Raw genomic sequence first — 14,947 nt, 5'->3', positions numbered from 1 at the left:
CGGCAACCCGGGGTCGGCGCGTGGTCCCGGCCGCGGAGGCGGCCGCCGTCCTGGGGTCAGCCGGCGACGCGGACGGCGACCTTGCCCCGCGCGCCGCCGTCGAGGAGGTGCCGGACGGCCGCGGCCGTCTCCTCCAGCGGGAACACCCGGTCGACGGCGGGGGTGAGCGCGCCGGCCTCGACCAGCGCCGAGAGCTCCCGCAGGTCCGCCCCGTCCTCCCGGGCGACGAACGTGCCCAGGTGCTGCCCGACGAACGGCGAGAGCGCCTGGGCGCGCAGCTGGCGGTCCGTCCCGCCCAGCCACCGGCCGCCGTTCTCCCCGCCCACGATCACCAGCCGTCCGTGCGGCGTGAGCGCGCGGCGCAGCGCGCGCAGCGGCCGGTTGCCGCCGGTGTCGAGGACGACGTCGTAGCGGGCGCCCCCGTCCAGCGGGTCCTGCCGGGTGTGGTCGACGACGGTGTGCGCGCCCAGGCCGCGGACGAGGTCGACCTTGGCGGTGCTCGCCGTCCCGGTCACCTCGGCGCCGGCGGCCCGGGCGACCTGCACGGCGAAGCCGCCCACGCCGCCGGACGCGCCCAGCACCAGGACCCGCTGCCCGGCGCGGACGCGGCCGTGGTCGCGCACCGCCTGCAGGGCCGTGAGCCCGGACACCGGCACGGTGGCGGCCTGCTCGGGGCCGAGGCCGGGCGGCAGTGGCGCGAGCTTCCGGGCGGGCGCCACGGCGTACTCCGCGAACGTGGCCCGGCCGATCCCGTACACCTGGTCGCCGGGGGCGACGCCGGCGACCCCGCTCCCCGTGGCGACGACCTCCCCGGCCAGGTTCCGGCCCGGGTTCGCCGCCTTCGGCCGGCGCAGGCCCGACACCGCACGCACCGGGTAGGGGAGACCGGCCATGGAGTGCCAGGTGCCGCGGTCGACGCTGGAGGCCAGCACGCGCACGAGGACCTCGCCCTCGCCCGGCCGCGGCACGGGCGCCTCCCCGACGGCGAGCAGGCCCTCGGGGGCAGGCCCGTAGCGCTGCTGCACCACGGCGGTCATCACGGACGGGACGACGGCGGACTGTCCGGACATGACTCCTCCTCGACGGGGTGGCTTACGACGTAAGGCTGCACCTTACGGCGTAAGGTCGTCAAGGTGCCGGGACGTCGTTCGAACGGGAAGGCGCTGAGCCGGGACCGGGTGTTCCAGGCCGCCGTGGCGCTCGCCGACGAGCACGGCGTCGGGGCGCTGACCATGCGGCGGCTCGGGGAGGCCCTCGGGGTGGAGGCGATGTCGCTGTACCACCACGTCAGCGGCAAGGACGACCTGCTCGACGGCATGGTCGACCTGGTGTTCGCCGAGGTGCCGGTGCCCGACGCCGGGGCCGGCTGGCGGGCGGCGATGCGCGAGCGGGCCGACGCCATGCGGGCGGCGCTGGCCCGGCACCGGTGGGCAGTCGGGCTCCTGGAGTCCCGGCGCTCGCCCGGGCACGCGACGCTCGCCCACCACGACGCCGTCCTCGGCTGCCTGCGCGCGGCCGGCTTCCCCGTGGTGCTGGCCGCGCACGCGTACTCGGCCATCGACAGCTACGTGTACGGCTTCGCGCTGCAGGAGCGCGCGCTGCCGTTCCAGACGCCGGCGGAGACCGCTGAGCTCGCGGCGGAGCTGATGGTCCGGTTCGCCGCGAGCTATCCGCACCTCGCGGAGTTCACGACCGAGCACGTCCTGCGGCCCGGCTACGACTACGGGGCGGAGTTCGGCTACGGCCTCGACCTCGTGCTCGACGGGCTCGAGCGGGCGCTGCGGGACACGGCCGCCTGATCAGCCGGTCACCGCGACCCGGCCCGGCACGCCGTCGCCGAGGAAGGCGGCGAGGCCGGTGCCCTCGGCCTCGACCTCGTCGCGCTCGGCCGGGGTGAGCGGGCGCAGCGGCTGCACGGTCACCGCGACGCCGCCGTCGTCCCGGTCGCGGGTGGTCCAGGTGCCGGCCACGGTGCCGTCGACGAGGACGAGGCGGGCGCCGGCCACGCTCAGGCCGCGGTGCTCGTCGGCGATCAGTCGCGACCGGTCGTCGTAGCCGAGCACCGCGTCGTCGAACGCGGGCAGGAAGCGCACCGGCGCGGGCTCGTCGCGGTCGGGGAGGAGGCCGTCGGGGACGTCGAGCAGCGCGCGGCCGCGCTCGTCGCGGGCGGTCCGCAGCCGTGGCCGCAGCCGGGCGACCACCGCGGGCAGCCCGCTCAGGCCGGACCAGGACCGCAGGTCCGCCGTCGCCGCCGGCCCGTAGGCGCGCAGGTAGCGCAGCACCAGGTCGTCGAGGACGGCGTCGGGCGGCCCGCCCTCCGGGTCGCGCCCCAGCCAGGTGCGCACCGTGGTGTTCCGGGCCGGGGCGCGCTGCCGCCACAGCCCGCGCGGCGGGACCTGCACCAGCGGCACCAGGCTGGACAGCGCGTCGCCGAGGTCGCGGGCGGTGGCGTCCGGCCAGCGGTCGCCGACCAACCGGCCCACCTCGGACAGCAGCCGCGGCGTCTCGGCGAAGCGCGGCTCCCCGGCCGCGGCGAGCTCGGCGAGGTCCACACCGGGCAGCCGGCGCCCCAGCGTGCCGCGTGCGCGGGCGACGAGCATCGCCTGGTGCACCGGCCGCAGGCGCAGGCAGTCGCCCGCGGTGACCAGGTGCAGCGTCCGGCGCATGAGCAGCGTGCGGACGACGCGGCGCGACCCGAGCAGCTCGTCGAGCCCGGCCGGCCGGAACGCCGTCAGCCGCGACCACAGCCCGACGAAGGGCTCCTGCGGCTCCTGTGCCTGCAGCCCGACCAGGTGCTCGACCGCGTCGAGGGCGCCGCGCCCGTCCCGCCGGAGCAGCAGCTGCCGGGCGAGCGTGGCGCGGCCGAGCGCGCGCCGGTCCAGCACCTCGGCTCCCGCACCCCGGCCCACCAGCGCTGTCTACCGCAGGGGGACGACGACGAGCACTCCGTTCCCGCACGTCGGACGCTACGGTCCGGTCTCCCAAGAGGAGTGACCCGGATCACATCGAGGGTCCGGGCGACACCACGGAGGTCCTCGTGCGCCCGTCCATCCGCGCTGCCGTCGTCACCGCCGGCGTGCTCGCCGCCGTCGGCCTCGCTGCGCCCGCCACGGCCGCTCCGCCGCAGGCGGGCACCTGCTCGGCGGGGCTGACGCCGGCCGACGCACGCCAGCTGACCAGGGTCCTCGTGGGCCTGAACCCGGACCAGCCGCGGCAGCAGGTCGTGGCGGACGTCGAGGCAGCCTTCGCCACCCTCGACGCCAACGCGAACGGGTACCTCTGCTACCGGCTGATCGGCCGGGAGGGCTACGTCAACGCGGTCGACGACAGGGCGTAGCCGCAGCGCGGCGGATCAGGCGGCCAGCGGGTGGTGGTGGCAGCGGCCGCCGCTGGTGGCGCGGGCGGCGCACGGTGCGCCGGCCTTCGTGACGCCGCCGGTGTCGCCGCAGCGGGCCGGCCGGGCGGCGGGTGCCTCGGGGACCTGCTCGGCGGGCAGCGCCGGGCGGGGGAAGGGGAGGACGACGGCGTCCCGCGCGACGACCGGCGCGGCCGGCTCGACGGCGGTGTCGACGGCGGTGTCGACGGCGGGAGCCGGGGCCGGGCGGCCGGCGCGGCGGTGCAGCGCGGACGCGGCGGTCAGGCCGGCGGTGAAGGCGGCGAGTGCGGTGGCGACGTGGCTGGCGCGCATGCCCGGCTCATCGGCCGGCGGCGCCCCCGTGGGAAGGTCGCCGTCCCGTGCGTCCCAGGCGTCACGCCAGGTGCGCCTGCTTGGGCGCCAGCCCGCGCTCGGCCTCGGCGGCGACCTGCGCGCGGGAGGCGCCGGTCGACGCCAGCACGACCGCGCCGACCAGCCCCTCCACCAGCGGCGCCGGGGAGAGGGTCACCCGCGACCGGACGTCGTCGTCGAGGAACTCCAGCGCGGTCTCGGCCGAGAGCACCGCGCTGCCGAGGTCCATGAGCACGACGACGCCGTCGCCGGAGTCGGCCTGCCCGACCGCGTCGGCCACCGCGGCGGCGTCGGTGCCGAGCCCGCCGTCCTCGGTGCCCGCCGCGACGGCGATCGCCAACTCCCGCCCCGGCAGCATCTGCCGCGCCAGCTCGACGGCGGCGTCGGCCAGCGCCCGGCTGTGCGAGACGACGACGAGGCCGACGCTCACGACCGTCCCAGGGTCGCCGCGGCGGCCTCGACCAGCAGCGCCGTCGACGTCGCCCCCGGGTCCTGGTGCCCGGCGCTGCGCTCGCCGAGGTAGCTGGCCCGGCCCTTGCGGGCGACCATCGGCACGGTCGCGTCCCGGCCCTGCGCCGCCGCGTCCGCCGCCGCGGTGAGCGCGTCGGCCAGCGGCTTGCCCGCCTCCACCGCGGCGTCGAGGGCGTCGCAGGCCGGGCCCAGCGCGTCGACCATCGTCTTGTCGCCGGGCTCGGCCTTGCCGCGGGCGACCACACCGTCCAGGCCCGCCCGCAGCGCCCGGGCGAACGCGGCGTCGTCGAGGTCGCCGCCGCCGGCCGCGCCGGCCATCCGCAGGAACAGCGTCCCGTACAGCGGGCCGCTGGCCCCGCCGACCTTGCTCACCAGGGTGGCGCCGGTCTTCTTGAGCAGCGCCGCGGCGTCGGCCGGCGGGGCCTCGTCCAGCGTGGCGACGACGGCGGTCATCCCGCGGTCCATGTTGGCGCCGTGGTCGGCGTCGCCGATGGCGGCGTCGAGCGCGGTCAGCCGGTCCCGCTGCTCGTGCACGGACTCCGCGAACCGGCGCAGCCAGGCGGTGAGGTCGCCCACGCCCACCGCCACGCTCAGGCCCCCCACCGCAGGCCCGGGGTGACCACCGGCGCGTCCCACAGCCGCAGCATCTCGTCGTCGGCCTGCAGGAGGGTGACCGAGCAGCCGGCCATCTCCAGGCTGGTCATGTACGGCCCGACCAGCGACCGGGCGATCCCGATCCCCGCCTTCTCGAGGATCGCGGCCACCTCGGCGTAGACGACGTACAGCTCGATCAGCGGGGTGCCGCCCATGCCGTTGACGAAGCAGATGACGCCGTCGGTGTACCTCCGGTCGGCGAGGATGGGCTCGACCAGCATCGCGGCGACCTCGCGGGCGGGAGCCAGCGGCACCCGGCGCCGGCCGGGCTCGCCGTGGATGCCGATGCCGATCTCCATCTCGTCGTCGCCCAGCTGGAAGGTCGGTGTCCCGGCGGCGGGCACGGTGCAGGAGGTGAGCGCCATGCCCATGCTGCGGCCGGCGTCGTCGACCCGCTTGGCCAGGTCGGCCACCTCGATCAGCGGCCGGCCCTCCTCGGCAGCGGCGCCGACGATCTTCTCCAGCAGCACCGTGGTGCCCACGCCGCGGCGGCCGGCGGTGTAGAGGCTGTCGGTGACGGCGACGTCGTCGTCCACGACGACGGTGGCCACCTCGATGCCGCTCTCGGCGGCGACCAGCTCGGCGGCCATCTCGAAGTTCATGACGTCGCCGGTGTAGTTCTTCACGATGTGCAGGACGCCCGCGCCGCTGTAGACGCCCGCGGTGGCCGCCTGCATCTGGTCGGGCACCGGTGAGGTGAAGACCTCCCCGGCGCAGGCGGCGTCGAGCATGCCGCGGCCGACGAAGCCGCCGTGCATGGGCTCGTGACCGGAACCACCGCCGGAGACGATGCCGACCTTGCCCTGCACGGGCGCGTCGCGGCGGAACACCACCCGGTTCTCGTGGTCGACCCGCAGCAGGTCCGGGTGGGCCAGCTCCATGCCGCGGAGGGCGTCGGAGACGACGTCGGCGGGGTCGTTGATGAGCTTCTTCATCGTGCACCTGACCTCGGGGGAGTCGAGCAGGGACCGCCCCGGAGGCTAGGGCTCATGTGATCCGTGGCACAACGAGGCGGCTCAGCGCGAGAGGCACAACATCTCCTGCTCCGGTTGCACGACCAGTGCGCGAAAGGCCCCCGGAGCAGAACTGGCCACCCCGGACGCCGTCGCGCCGAACACCGACCCGAGCAACTGTGCAAGCCCGGCCACGTTCTGCCCGAACGCCTGGCACCCGCCCGGCGTGGCCGAGGCGACCGCGCCGGGGGAGAGGACGGCGAGACCGATGGTCCCGGTGATGACGACGACGGCGCGCCTGGCGTGCACGGTGCCTCCCGCGGGTGCTGGTGGGAGGGCTGATGGTGGACCGAGGCGTCGTCGCTGCCGGGACGGACGGGCGTCGCCGTCCCGGCAGCGAGTGAGGCGGGGCCGAGAGTGATCGTCCGGGCACAAGGAGTGCCCGGACGTCGTCAGCCCCGGCCGGTGACGCGCGCGGCGGCCCGCTGGATCTGCTCGTAGTCGCCGTAGCGGGCGCCGACGACGTAGCCGGTGCCCAGGCCGGCGCCGAGCGAGGTCAGCCGGACGGCGCGGCGGCCGCGCTTGCGGATGCGGTGGCCGACCTCGGCGACCTCCTCGGGCACCGCCTCGACCGCACCGCCGACCCGCGCGGCCGCGCGGAGGGCGGCCTGCCCGATCTCGGCGCCGGCCTCGGTCGCCCGGGAGACCACCGTGGACGTGAGCTCCGGGAGGGCGTCGAGGGCCTGCTTCGCGGCCTCCGCGCCGACGCTGGCGCCGGTCTGCAGCGCGTGGCCCGTGGTGGCCAGCAGCGGAGCGGCCGCCGCGGCGGAGGTCCGGGTCACCTCGCCGACGCGCTGGGCGGCGGTCGCCAGGACGGGCCCCGCCGCGGACGCGCCGCCGCGAGCGGCCTCGCCGACCCCGCGGGCGGCCTCGCTGACCAGGTGCGCGGCGTTGGCCACGGCGGGCCCGGCCGCGGACGCTCCGCCCCGGGCGGCCTCCCGCACCGACGCGGCGGCGTCGGCGACGACCGGCGCGGCCGCGGCCACGAGGTGCTCCACCCGCGCCCGGCCGGCCGCCGGCACCGCGCGCGCCTGCCGGGCGGCCTTCCGCCCGGTCCGCCGGGCGGCCTTCTGCCCGGTGCGCTTCGCGGCCTTCGCGCCGCGCCGGGCACGGCGGGACACGGGCGCGGCCGGCTGCCGGCGCCGCCGCAGCACCGCGAACAGCAGGCCGCCGAGCGCCAGCAGCGCGGCGAGCCCGCCCGCGGCCCCGCCGGCGCGGGCGGTCAGCGACCGGCTCTCGGGCTGGTCGGCGCGGCCGAAGTCCTCGTCGCCCGGCTGGGCCACCGGCGGCGGGGGCGGGAGCTCCTCGTCGGCGTCGGGGGTGGGCAGGGGCGCCACCTCCTCGTCCGCCACCGCCACGGCGGTCGTCGCCGGCGGCTCCGCGTCGGGCGCCGGCAGCAGGCTCTCGGAGGTCTCCGTGGTCGCCTCGATGCCGTAGTGGCGGTAGAGCGCGGCCTCCTGGTCGGTGGTCAGCTCGCGGCTCTCGCCGAAGCGCGGGGCGCCGTCGACCAGCCCGCGGTCGACCACCACCTGCACCCGGTCGCCCTCGCCGGTCGCGTCGAACAGCGGGACGACGACCGTCGTGCCGGCCATGTCCGCGTACAACCACTCCGGCCGGCCGGTGTCCTCGTCGGCGAGCAGGTGCGTCACCGTGCCGATCTCCGCGCCGTGCCGGTCGACCACCGTCCTGCCGACCCAGTCGACAACAGAGTCCCGTTCGGGCAGTGCCATGGTCGCCTCCCCACTTCTCGGGGCCGGGCCAGGGTGGCCCGGCGCTGCCGTCCGGGCGCCCCTACCCCGGTCGTCCCGGCGCCACCCGTGCCGATCACGGGAGCCCGCGGCGGCGGCCCCGACCTCAGTGCACCCCCTCCACCGGCTCGGGGGACGGCGCGCCGACGCCGTGGCGGGCCAGGAAGGCGAGCACGGTGCCGGCCACCTCCTCCCAGCCGGAGTCCGCGCCCAGCGAGTGCCCGCGGTCGGGGAAGGCCACGAACTCGGTGACGCCCGTGCCGTGGCGGCGCTGGATCCGGTACGCGGCGCGCGAGGCAGCCGCCGGCACCGTGCGGTCGCGCCCGGCGGCCAGGACCAGCACCGGCCCGCGCTCCCGCCGGGTCTCGACGGCGGCCTCGCTGCGCGGTGTGAACGCGGCGAACCCCGCCTGGAACAGCGGTCGCGCGGGGGAGGGGATCGCGTAGGCCTCCCAGAGGCGGTCGGCCTCCTCGCGCGGCACCGCGCTGGCGAAGCCGCGCGCCCAGCTGTCCGGCGTGTGCGCCCAGGTCCCCGTGCGCAGGCCGGGACGGGACAGCACCGGCCACGCCGTGCGCAGCTGCACCGGCGGGAGCACCAGGTTGCCGCGGAACTGGGCCGGCGAGAGCGCCACGCAGGCGCGGGTCAGGCCCATGCCGTGCAGCTTCTGGGCGACCAGCCCGCCGAACGAGTGGCCCACCACCACGGGCGCCGCGGGCAGCCCCGCGATGACGTCGGCGTGGTGCTGCGTGACCTCGCCGATGCCCAGGCCGGCGACCGCCTCGGGCCGGGCCCGCGCCTCCTCGGTGGTGGCCGGCTCCCCGGGCCAGCCCGGCGCGACGGGGTCGTAGCCGCGGGCGGCGAACAGCTCCACCCAGGGCGTCCAACTGGTGGCGTGCAGCCACAGGCCGTGCACGAAGACGACGGGGACGGGGGCGGCAGCGGTCACGGCGGGGCCTCCGGGAGAGGGGTGCGGCCACCCGACCGGGCCGCGGACGCCGCGGACGCTAGGGGCGCACCCGCGGCCACGGCTGTGCCCTGCCTGACCGGTGCCGGACCCAGGCTGCCGAGGTCGCCGGGGCGACTGCCTTCCGCCGGCCCGCGCCCCCGGCCAGGATCGGCGCCGAGGCGACGGTGCCGACCCACCCGCCCGCCCCCTGCCGACCCTGCCCGCCGACCTGCTGCCGGCCCTGGAGGCCCCATGGCCACCCTCGTCGACACCGACGCCCTCGCTGCCGCCGACCGCCGTCCCGCGCGGGTGGCCGACCTGCTCGAGGCCACGATGTCCTCGCGGATCCGCTTCCTCGCCCCCTCGGCGCCGGCCCGGGCCCGGCTCGACGGCTGGGACCTGGCGGGGATCTCGGTGCTGCGCCTGGACCTGACCGGCGACGTGATCCTGCTGCGCACCGCCCGCCACGCGCGCGCCGACCCGGAGCCGGTGCTCTCCCTCGCCGTGCAGGAGACCGGCACCGCCCGCCAGGAGCAGTTCGGCTCCCGCCGGCTGGTGGGAGCCGGCGAGCTGTCGTTCAGCGAGGTGTCCTCGGCCTACGCGTACGCCTGGTCCGGGCGGGGCGTGTGCCGGGCGCTGCGCATCCCGGCCGCCTCCCTCGGCCTGCCGATCGACACCGTGCGGCGGGCCCTGCCGGTCGCCGCCCGCAGCCCCCTCTACGACCTGGTGCGCGCGCACGTCACCCGGTTGACCCGCGACGTCGCGCTGCTCGCCGCCGAGCCGCTGGTGCACTCGCTGGCGTCGGCGACGGTCGACCTGGCCCGCGCGCTGCTGGCCTCGGCCGCCGACGGTGCCCGCGGTGCCGACGACGTGCTCGGCGAGACCTTGCCGGCCCGGGTGCGCGGCTACGTGCGCCGGCACCTGACCGAGCCGGACCTCGACGCCGAGCGCATCGCCCGGGCGCACGCGGTGTCGGTGCGGCAGCTGTACCGGATCTGCGCCGCGGCCGGGTTCAGCCTCGAGCAGGAGGTCATCGCGCAGCGGCTGGAGGGCGCCCGGGCCGAGCTGGCCGGGCCGGGTGACCGCTCGATCGCCGCGGTCGCCCGGCGCTGGGGCTTCACCGACGCCTCCTACTTCGCCCGCCGGTTCCGGGCGGGGTACGGCGTCAGCCCGCGGGAGTGGCGGGACCGCGCACGGGCGGGGGCCGCCGCCGGCTGACCGCGGGCGGGTACGCGGAGGCCGCGTCCCGGGCCCCGGGACGCGGCGCCGGCGCACCCGTTCAGCGGTCGCGGCCGACGACGGCGGAGACCAGCAGCAGCTTGACCAGCCAGTCGCCGGCGTGGATCGCGGCCTGCTGCCAGGGCACCCGCTCGTGGACGACCGACCCGGTGAGCAGCACCAGCGGGAACGCCGCCCACAGCCCGGCGCCGAGCGTGAGCGCCGCGCGCGGACCGCGGGCCGGCAGCCGGTCGGCGAGCACCGACACCGCGGCGGCGACCACCCCGCTGCGCACCAGCTCCACCGGGGCGATGGCCGCCGGGGACGGGCCGGGCTGCGCGTAGGCCTCGTCGAGGCGGGCCAGCCGCCCGCCGAAGGCCGTGTACCAGGCCGAGCTCGCCACGAACGCGGCCGCGGACGCGGCCGCGACCCGCCCGGGCGCCACCCCGCTCACCGCGTCCCGATCCGCTCGAGCAGGTGCACCTCGACCTCGTCGCCGGCCTGCTTCCCGATGGCCTTCCGGATCGCCGCGGCCACCGGCAGCTCGTGCGTCCCGTCGCCGAGCGCCATGAAGGAGCTGCGGAACGGCTCGCCGTCGATCGTCCCGGCCACCTTGACCAGCCCGCGGGTGCCGAACACCCGCACCGACTCCGGCCACACCAGGTGGGTCCACCCACCGGGTGCCGGGCTCTTCCGCAGGGTCGCCCTGAACCGCTCGTCCACCGTCCGCCTCCTCATGCCGGGTGCAGGGGAGACCGGCGCCGGCCCCCGCACTCATCGCTCAGCCGCTGCGGGTGGCCAGCAGCGACACCTCGGCGACGTTCGTCGTCGGCGGCAGGGTGAGGGTGAACAGCACGGTCTGCGCGACGTCCTCGGGGAGCAGCGCGTTCCCGCCGTCGGCCGCGGCGGCGGGGGACACCCAGCCGACGGCGACGTGCCGCACCCGCACCAGGGTGCCGCCGAGCTCCAGCCGCAGCGTGCGGGCGAGCTGGGCGGCGCCGGCGGCCGTGGCGGCGTGCACGGCGAACGCGGGCACCAGCTCCGACGCCGCGGCCGACCCGACCAGCACCAGGTCGGCCGCGGAGTCGTTGGCCGCCGCGGTGAGCAGGTCGTCGAGGAACGCGCGCGCCGCCAGCACCGCGTCGCCGGCCCCCTGCTCGATGATCTCCGCCCAGCGCTCGGCCGGCGACAGCCCGAACGGGCCGCCACCGACGCCGCCCAGCACGGCCACCACCAGGTCGACGCCGCCCAGCCGCTCGCGCACGCCGTCCGCGGCCGCGAGCACGTCGCGCGCGGAGCCGACCTGCTCGACCACCGCCCCCGCCGCGGTCAGCTCGGCGACCACGGCGTCGGCGATCAGCGGCAGCCCGATGACGACGGCGCGGCGGCCGGCGACCGGCCGCACCCCTCCCGGCGCGGTCACGCCACCGGCTCCGCGTCGGCGGTCTCGCGCACCGCCGGCGAGCGCACCGGCAGCGCGTCCTCGGCCGGCGCGTCCGCCGGCGCGGCCGCCCGCACCCGCGACCGCCCGGCGGTCTGCTCCAGCGCGGTCCGCATCGGCCCGACGTCGAGCGGCCCGTCGTAGAGCTGGCCGTTGACGAAGAACCGCGGCGGCTCGTCCAGGGCCATCGCGCGGGCGTCGTCGTCGTCCTCGCGGACGCGCGCAGCGTGCGTGCCGGAGGCCACGGCGTCGTCGACCCGGGCGAGGTTCAGCCCGGCGTCGACGGCGCAGCGGCGGATCGCCCGGTCGTCCAGGCGCCCGGCCCGGGCGGCCAGCGCGTCGTGCATCGGCCAGAACCGCGACTGCGCGGCGGCCGCCTCGGCCGCCTCGGCGGCGCGGGCGGAGGCCGGGTCGTCGGTGAGCAGGTGGCGGTAGACGAAGACGAGGTCGTCGCCGAGGACCTGCCGCAGCTCGTCGACCACCTCGGCGGTGCGCCCGGCGTTGGTGAACACGAACGAGGCGTAGACGACGAGCTCCATCGGCGCGCCGACCCGGCCGCGGACGTGGTCGCGCGTGGCGCTCACCGGCCGGGCCAGCCGCTGCCGGCCGGGCAGCCGGGACCGGTCCACCGCCCGGACGACGGCGACCGCGGCCAGCGCCAGCAGCGCCGCGAGGACCGACGCGCCGAGCACGCCGATCCGCGCCTGCGCGGCCAGCGCCTCGTCGTCGAGGGCCAGGTCGATGATGAACAGCGAGATCGTGAAGCCGACCCCGCTGAGCACGCCGGCGGCGAACACGTGCCGCGGGAACAGCCCCGACGGCAGCCGGCCGATCCCGAGCCGGACCGCGGCCAGCGACGCGGTGGTCACGCCGACCACCTTGCCGACGACGAGCCCGATCACGATCGCCCAGGTCAGCCCGGAGGTCGCGGCCGCGGACAGGGTCTCGGCGCTGAGCACCACCCCGGCGTTGGCCAGCGCGAACACCGGGACGACGGCGAGGTTGACCCACGGCCGGAACAGCCGCTGCCCGCGCTCGTTGATCGACACCGACCGGGTCAGGCTGAGCACCGCCCGGTGCGCCCCGCTGGAGGTCGGCGTCCGCCCGTAGTCCCGGGCCGCGGCCTCGGCGGCGTCGACCTCGTCCGCGCTGGGCGGGTACACCGGCAGCAGCAGGCCGATCGCGACGCCGGCCACCGTCGGGTGCACGCCGGAGGCCAGCACGCCGAGCCAGACCGGCACCGCGACCAGCAGGTAGGCCCCGCCGCGCCAGACCCGCATCCGCCGCAGCCAGACGACCGCGGCCAGCCCGACGGCGGCCACCGCCAGCGGCAGCAGGGTGAGGTCCTCGGTGTAGGCGACGGCGATGACCGCCAGCGCGCCGACGTCGTCGACCACCGACAGCGCGAGCACGAACGCGCGCAGGTTGACCGGCACCGCCCGGCCGACGACCGCCAGCAGGCCGAGCACGAACGCGGTGTCGGTGGAGATCACGACGCCCCAGGCGGCGCGCGCCTCGCCGGGCTGGTCGCTGAGCCCGGTCACCGCGAGGAAGACCAGGGCGGGCACGACCAGGCCGGCCAGCGCGGCGACGACCGGGATGCGGATGCGGCGGGTGTCGCGGAACTCGCCGAGCACCAGGTCCCGCTTGACCTCGAGGCTGATCAGGCAGAAGAACAGCGCCATCAGCGCGTCGTTGACCCAGTGCCGCAGGTCCATCTCGAGGACCGTGTCGCCCAGGCTGACGGCGAACGGCGTGTGCCAGGTCTCCTCGTAGGTGGAGCCCGGCACGTTGGCCCACACCAGCGCCACCAGCGTCGCGGCCAGCAGCACGGCAGCGGCCGCGGCGTCGGAGTCGGCCAGCCGGAGCACGCGGCCGAGCGCCGAGGGCCGCTCCAGCTCGCCCCGCGGGGTGCCCCTCACCGGACCCCCGTCCCGCGCCGCGTGGGCAGGTAGGGGTCCTGGCGGGTGGGCAGCACCAGCAGCTCGGCGACGTTGACCCGCGGCGGCAGGCCGGCGCCGAACAGCACGGTGCGCGCGACGTCGTCGGGGTCCATCGGGACGACGACCTCGCGGTGCTCGGCCCAGCCGCGCGCGGTGCCGTCGTGGCTGATCTCGGAGCCGAGGTCGGTGTCGGTGAGGCCGGGGGCGACGACGTGCACGCGCACGCCGCGGCGGCCGTACTCGGCGCGCAGCGCCCGGGCCAGCTGGGCGACCGCGGCCTCGACCGCCGAGTAGACGGCGTAGCCGGGGAAGCGCACCTGGCCGGCGAGCGCGCCGATGAGGAACAGGTCGGCCGGGCGGCCGGTCTCGGCGGTGGCCAGCAGGTCGCGGGCGAAGGTCTGCGCGGTGCGCAGGATGCCGCCGAGGTTGACGTCGATCATCTCGATCCACTCGGCGGGCACGCCGTCCTCGAACGGCGCGCCGGTGAGCACGCCGGCCCCGGCCACGACCAGGTCGGCGGGGCCGAACCGGTCGTGCAGGGCGTCGAGGGCGTCGGCGAGGTCGAGCCCGTCGGAGACGTCGGCGGCGACGGCGAGGGTGCGGGCGGGGTCGGCGGTGCCGTCGGCGACGGCCTGCAGGCGGTCGCCGCGGCGGCCCAGGAGCGCGACCCGGCAGCCGGCGGCCACCAGCGAGCGCGCCGTCGCGGCGCCGATGCCGCTGCTGGCGCCGGTGACGACGGCGACCCTGCCGTCGAGCGCGCCCGGGGCCGGCCGCGAGGCCGGGACTGTGCGGGGAGGTGCGGACACGGTTCCCCTCTCGGAGGTCAGCGGGGGGACCCGCCGATCATGCCGGGCGAGGGGCGTCCCGGTCGATGCGCTCGTCGAGGTCGCGGAGCCGGCCGGGCGCGGACGTCACCAGTCGCCGTCCGGCGGGGTGAACTGGCTGACGGTGAGCTCGGCGCCCTGCGGGTCGCGCAGCAGGGCGGTGCGGGTCCAGGTGTCCTCGGCGGTGCGCAGCACGGTGGCGCCGAGCCGCTCGGCGGTGGCCGCGGACCCGTCCCGGTCGGCGACGGTGACCACGACGTGCCAGTGCGGCGGCTCGTCGCCGGTGACCAGCAGGCCGCCGATGACGTCGGCGAAGCCGGGCGGCGCGGACGCCTGCCGCTCGTGGATGCCCGGGTCGACGGTCGCGGCCAGGTGGTCGCCGTAGCCGGGGACCTGCAGCATCGTGCCGGCGTCCTGGGCCATGTCGACGTCGCGCCAGCCGAACAGCGGCCGGTAGAAGGCCATCGCGGCCGCGCGGTCGGAGGTGTGCAGGTCGGAGAAGTTCCAGGTGCCCGGCACGTTGGTGAGCTGGGCGCCCGGGCGCCGGCGGGCCCGCCACAGCCGGAACGCCGCCCCCTGCGGGTCCACGCAGGTCGCCGTCCGCCCGCCCGGCCCGGCGTCCTCGGGGCCGGAGAGCACCGTGCCGCCCAGCCCGGGCACCGCGGCGGCGGTCGCGTCGGCGTCGTCGACCGCGACGTAGGTGTTCCAGGCCGGTGGGCCGTCGCCGGGCGCGACGGCGGCAACGTCCTGCCCGTCCAGCGTCGCGACGAGGTAGGAGCCGGGCGCGCCCGGCGGCACCGCGTCGGTGAACTCCCAGCCGAAGAGGGCGCCGTAGAAGGCGGCCGCGGCGGCCGGGTCGGGCTGCTCGGTGTCGATCCAGCAGGTCACGCCGTGCGGGTAGGTGCGGATCACGACGGCCTCCGGTCCGCACCGGGCGCCGCGTCGAGGTGGACCTGCGCGCT

Annotated in this window: 18 protein-coding genes; 3 read left to right on the top strand and 15 right to left on the bottom strand. The window is 77.8% G+C overall.

The annotated features are described in order from the left end of the window. Positions 1-56: 56 nt before the first annotated feature. The gene (locus tag ACI79B_RS01490) at positions 57-1,070 is read right to left on the bottom strand and encodes an NAD(P)-dependent alcohol dehydrogenase (protein ID WP_456926349.1); all 1,014 of its coding nucleotides are present in this window, start codon (positions 1,068-1,070) and stop codon (positions 57-59) included. Between the two features lie 63 nt (positions 1,071-1,133). On the opposite strand from ACI79B_RS01490, the gene ACI79B_RS01485 reads away from it, so the two are divergent. After that, positions 1,134-1,799, top strand: a complete 666-nt coding sequence (locus ACI79B_RS01485; protein ID WP_456926348.1) for a TetR/AcrR family transcriptional regulator — start codon at positions 1,134-1,136, stop codon at positions 1,797-1,799. On the opposite strand, the gene ACI79B_RS01480 is transcribed toward ACI79B_RS01485, so the two are convergent. Continuing rightward, positions 1,800-2,909: a winged helix DNA-binding domain-containing protein gene (locus ACI79B_RS01480; RefSeq protein WP_456926347.1), complete on the bottom strand. Its 1,110-nt coding sequence runs from the start codon at positions 2,907-2,909 to the stop codon at positions 1,800-1,802. A 128-nt stretch (positions 2,910-3,037) separates the two neighbouring features. Here ACI79B_RS01480 and ACI79B_RS01475 point away from each other — a divergent pair, with 128 nt between their 5' ends. After that, positions 3,038-3,337 (top strand): hypothetical protein, encoded by a 300-nt coding sequence (locus tag ACI79B_RS01475; protein WP_456926346.1) that lies wholly within the window; start codon positions 3,038-3,040, stop codon positions 3,335-3,337. 15 nt (positions 3,338-3,352) lie between these two features. Here the strand turns inward: ACI79B_RS01475 and ACI79B_RS01470 are convergent, their stop codons facing one another. The 7 genes from ACI79B_RS01470 to ACI79B_RS01440 form a co-directional block, all read right to left on the bottom strand. Next, complete coding sequence (locus ACI79B_RS01470) at positions 3,353-3,688, bottom strand: hypothetical protein (RefSeq protein ID WP_456926345.1); 336 nt, start codon at positions 3,686-3,688, stop codon at positions 3,353-3,355. A gap of 61 nt (positions 3,689-3,749) precedes the next feature. After that, complete coding sequence (dhaM, locus tag ACI79B_RS01465) at positions 3,750-4,157, bottom strand: dihydroxyacetone kinase phosphoryl donor subunit DhaM (protein WP_456926344.1); 408 nt, start codon at positions 4,155-4,157, stop codon at positions 3,750-3,752. Beyond that, positions 4,154-4,786, bottom strand: a complete 633-nt coding sequence (gene dhaL / locus ACI79B_RS01460) for a dihydroxyacetone kinase subunit DhaL (RefSeq protein ID WP_456926343.1) — start codon at positions 4,784-4,786, stop codon at positions 4,154-4,156. The genes dhaM and dhaL overlap by 4 nt, the downstream gene beginning before the upstream one ends. Positions 4,787-4,788: 2 nt before the next feature. Beyond that, positions 4,789-5,787: a dihydroxyacetone kinase subunit DhaK gene (gene dhaK / locus ACI79B_RS01455; RefSeq protein WP_456926342.1), complete on the bottom strand. Its 999-nt coding sequence runs from the start codon at positions 5,785-5,787 to the stop codon at positions 4,789-4,791. Between the two features lie 81 nt (positions 5,788-5,868). After that, the gene (locus ACI79B_RS01450; RefSeq protein ID WP_456926340.1) at positions 5,869-6,114 is read right to left on the bottom strand and encodes a hypothetical protein; all 246 of its coding nucleotides are present in this window, start codon (positions 6,112-6,114) and stop codon (positions 5,869-5,871) included. A gap of 143 nt (positions 6,115-6,257) precedes the next feature. After that, positions 6,258-7,595, bottom strand: coding sequence for a PRC-barrel domain-containing protein (locus ACI79B_RS01445; protein ID WP_456926338.1), 1,338 nt, complete (start codon positions 7,593-7,595; stop codon positions 6,258-6,260). A 124-nt stretch (positions 7,596-7,719) separates the two neighbouring features. Beyond that, a complete protein-coding gene (locus ACI79B_RS01440; protein ID WP_456926336.1) occupies positions 7,720-8,559 on the bottom strand; it encodes an alpha/beta hydrolase in 840 nt (279 codons plus the stop codon). 252 nt (positions 8,560-8,811) lie between these two features. On the opposite strand from ACI79B_RS01440, the gene ACI79B_RS01435 reads away from it, so the two are divergent. Further along, the gene (locus tag ACI79B_RS01435) at positions 8,812-9,777 is read left to right on the top strand and encodes a helix-turn-helix domain-containing protein (RefSeq protein ID WP_456926335.1); all 966 of its coding nucleotides are present in this window, start codon (positions 8,812-8,814) and stop codon (positions 9,775-9,777) included. A gap of 61 nt (positions 9,778-9,838) precedes the next feature. Here the strand turns inward: ACI79B_RS01435 and ACI79B_RS01430 are convergent, their stop codons facing one another. The 6 genes from ACI79B_RS01430 to ACI79B_RS01405 all read right to left on the bottom strand — a co-directional run bounded on the left by ACI79B_RS01430 (position 9,839) and on the right by ACI79B_RS01405 (position 14,897). Further along, a complete protein-coding gene (locus tag ACI79B_RS01430) occupies positions 9,839-10,231 on the bottom strand; it encodes a DUF1761 domain-containing protein (RefSeq protein WP_456926334.1) in 393 nt (130 codons plus the stop codon). Next, on the bottom strand, positions 10,228-10,500 hold the full coding sequence (locus tag ACI79B_RS01425) for a DUF1905 domain-containing protein (protein WP_456926333.1): 273 nt from the start codon (positions 10,498-10,500) through the stop codon (positions 10,228-10,230). Before ACI79B_RS01425 ends, ACI79B_RS01430 begins: the two co-directional genes overlap by 4 nt. Positions 10,501-10,558: 58 nt before the next feature. After that, on the bottom strand, positions 10,559-11,200 hold the full coding sequence (locus tag ACI79B_RS01420; RefSeq protein WP_456926332.1) for an SDR family NAD(P)-dependent oxidoreductase: 642 nt from the start codon (positions 11,198-11,200) through the stop codon (positions 10,559-10,561). Beyond that, positions 11,197-13,140: a Na+/H+ antiporter NhaA gene (gene nhaA / locus ACI79B_RS01415; RefSeq protein WP_456926331.1), complete on the bottom strand. Its 1,944-nt coding sequence runs from the start codon at positions 13,138-13,140 to the stop codon at positions 11,197-11,199. Before nhaA ends, ACI79B_RS01420 begins: the two co-directional genes overlap by 4 nt. Then, positions 13,137-13,967 (bottom strand): SDR family oxidoreductase, encoded by an 831-nt coding sequence (locus ACI79B_RS01410; protein WP_456926329.1) that lies wholly within the window; start codon positions 13,965-13,967, stop codon positions 13,137-13,139. The genes nhaA and ACI79B_RS01410 overlap by 4 nt, the downstream gene beginning before the upstream one ends. Before the next feature lie 105 nt (positions 13,968-14,072). After that, positions 14,073-14,897 carry a VOC family protein gene (locus ACI79B_RS01405; protein ID WP_456926328.1) on the bottom strand — a complete coding sequence of 275 codons (825 nt, stop codon included), beginning with the start codon at positions 14,895-14,897 and terminating at the stop codon, positions 14,073-14,075. Positions 14,898-14,947: the final 50 nt, after the last annotated feature.

The sequence above is a fragment of the Geodermatophilus sp. SYSU D00879 genome, from assembly GCF_054050375.1.
The sequence above is the reverse complement of the archived record's forward strand: the minus strand, read 5'-3'. Positions and strand labels throughout refer to the sequence as shown.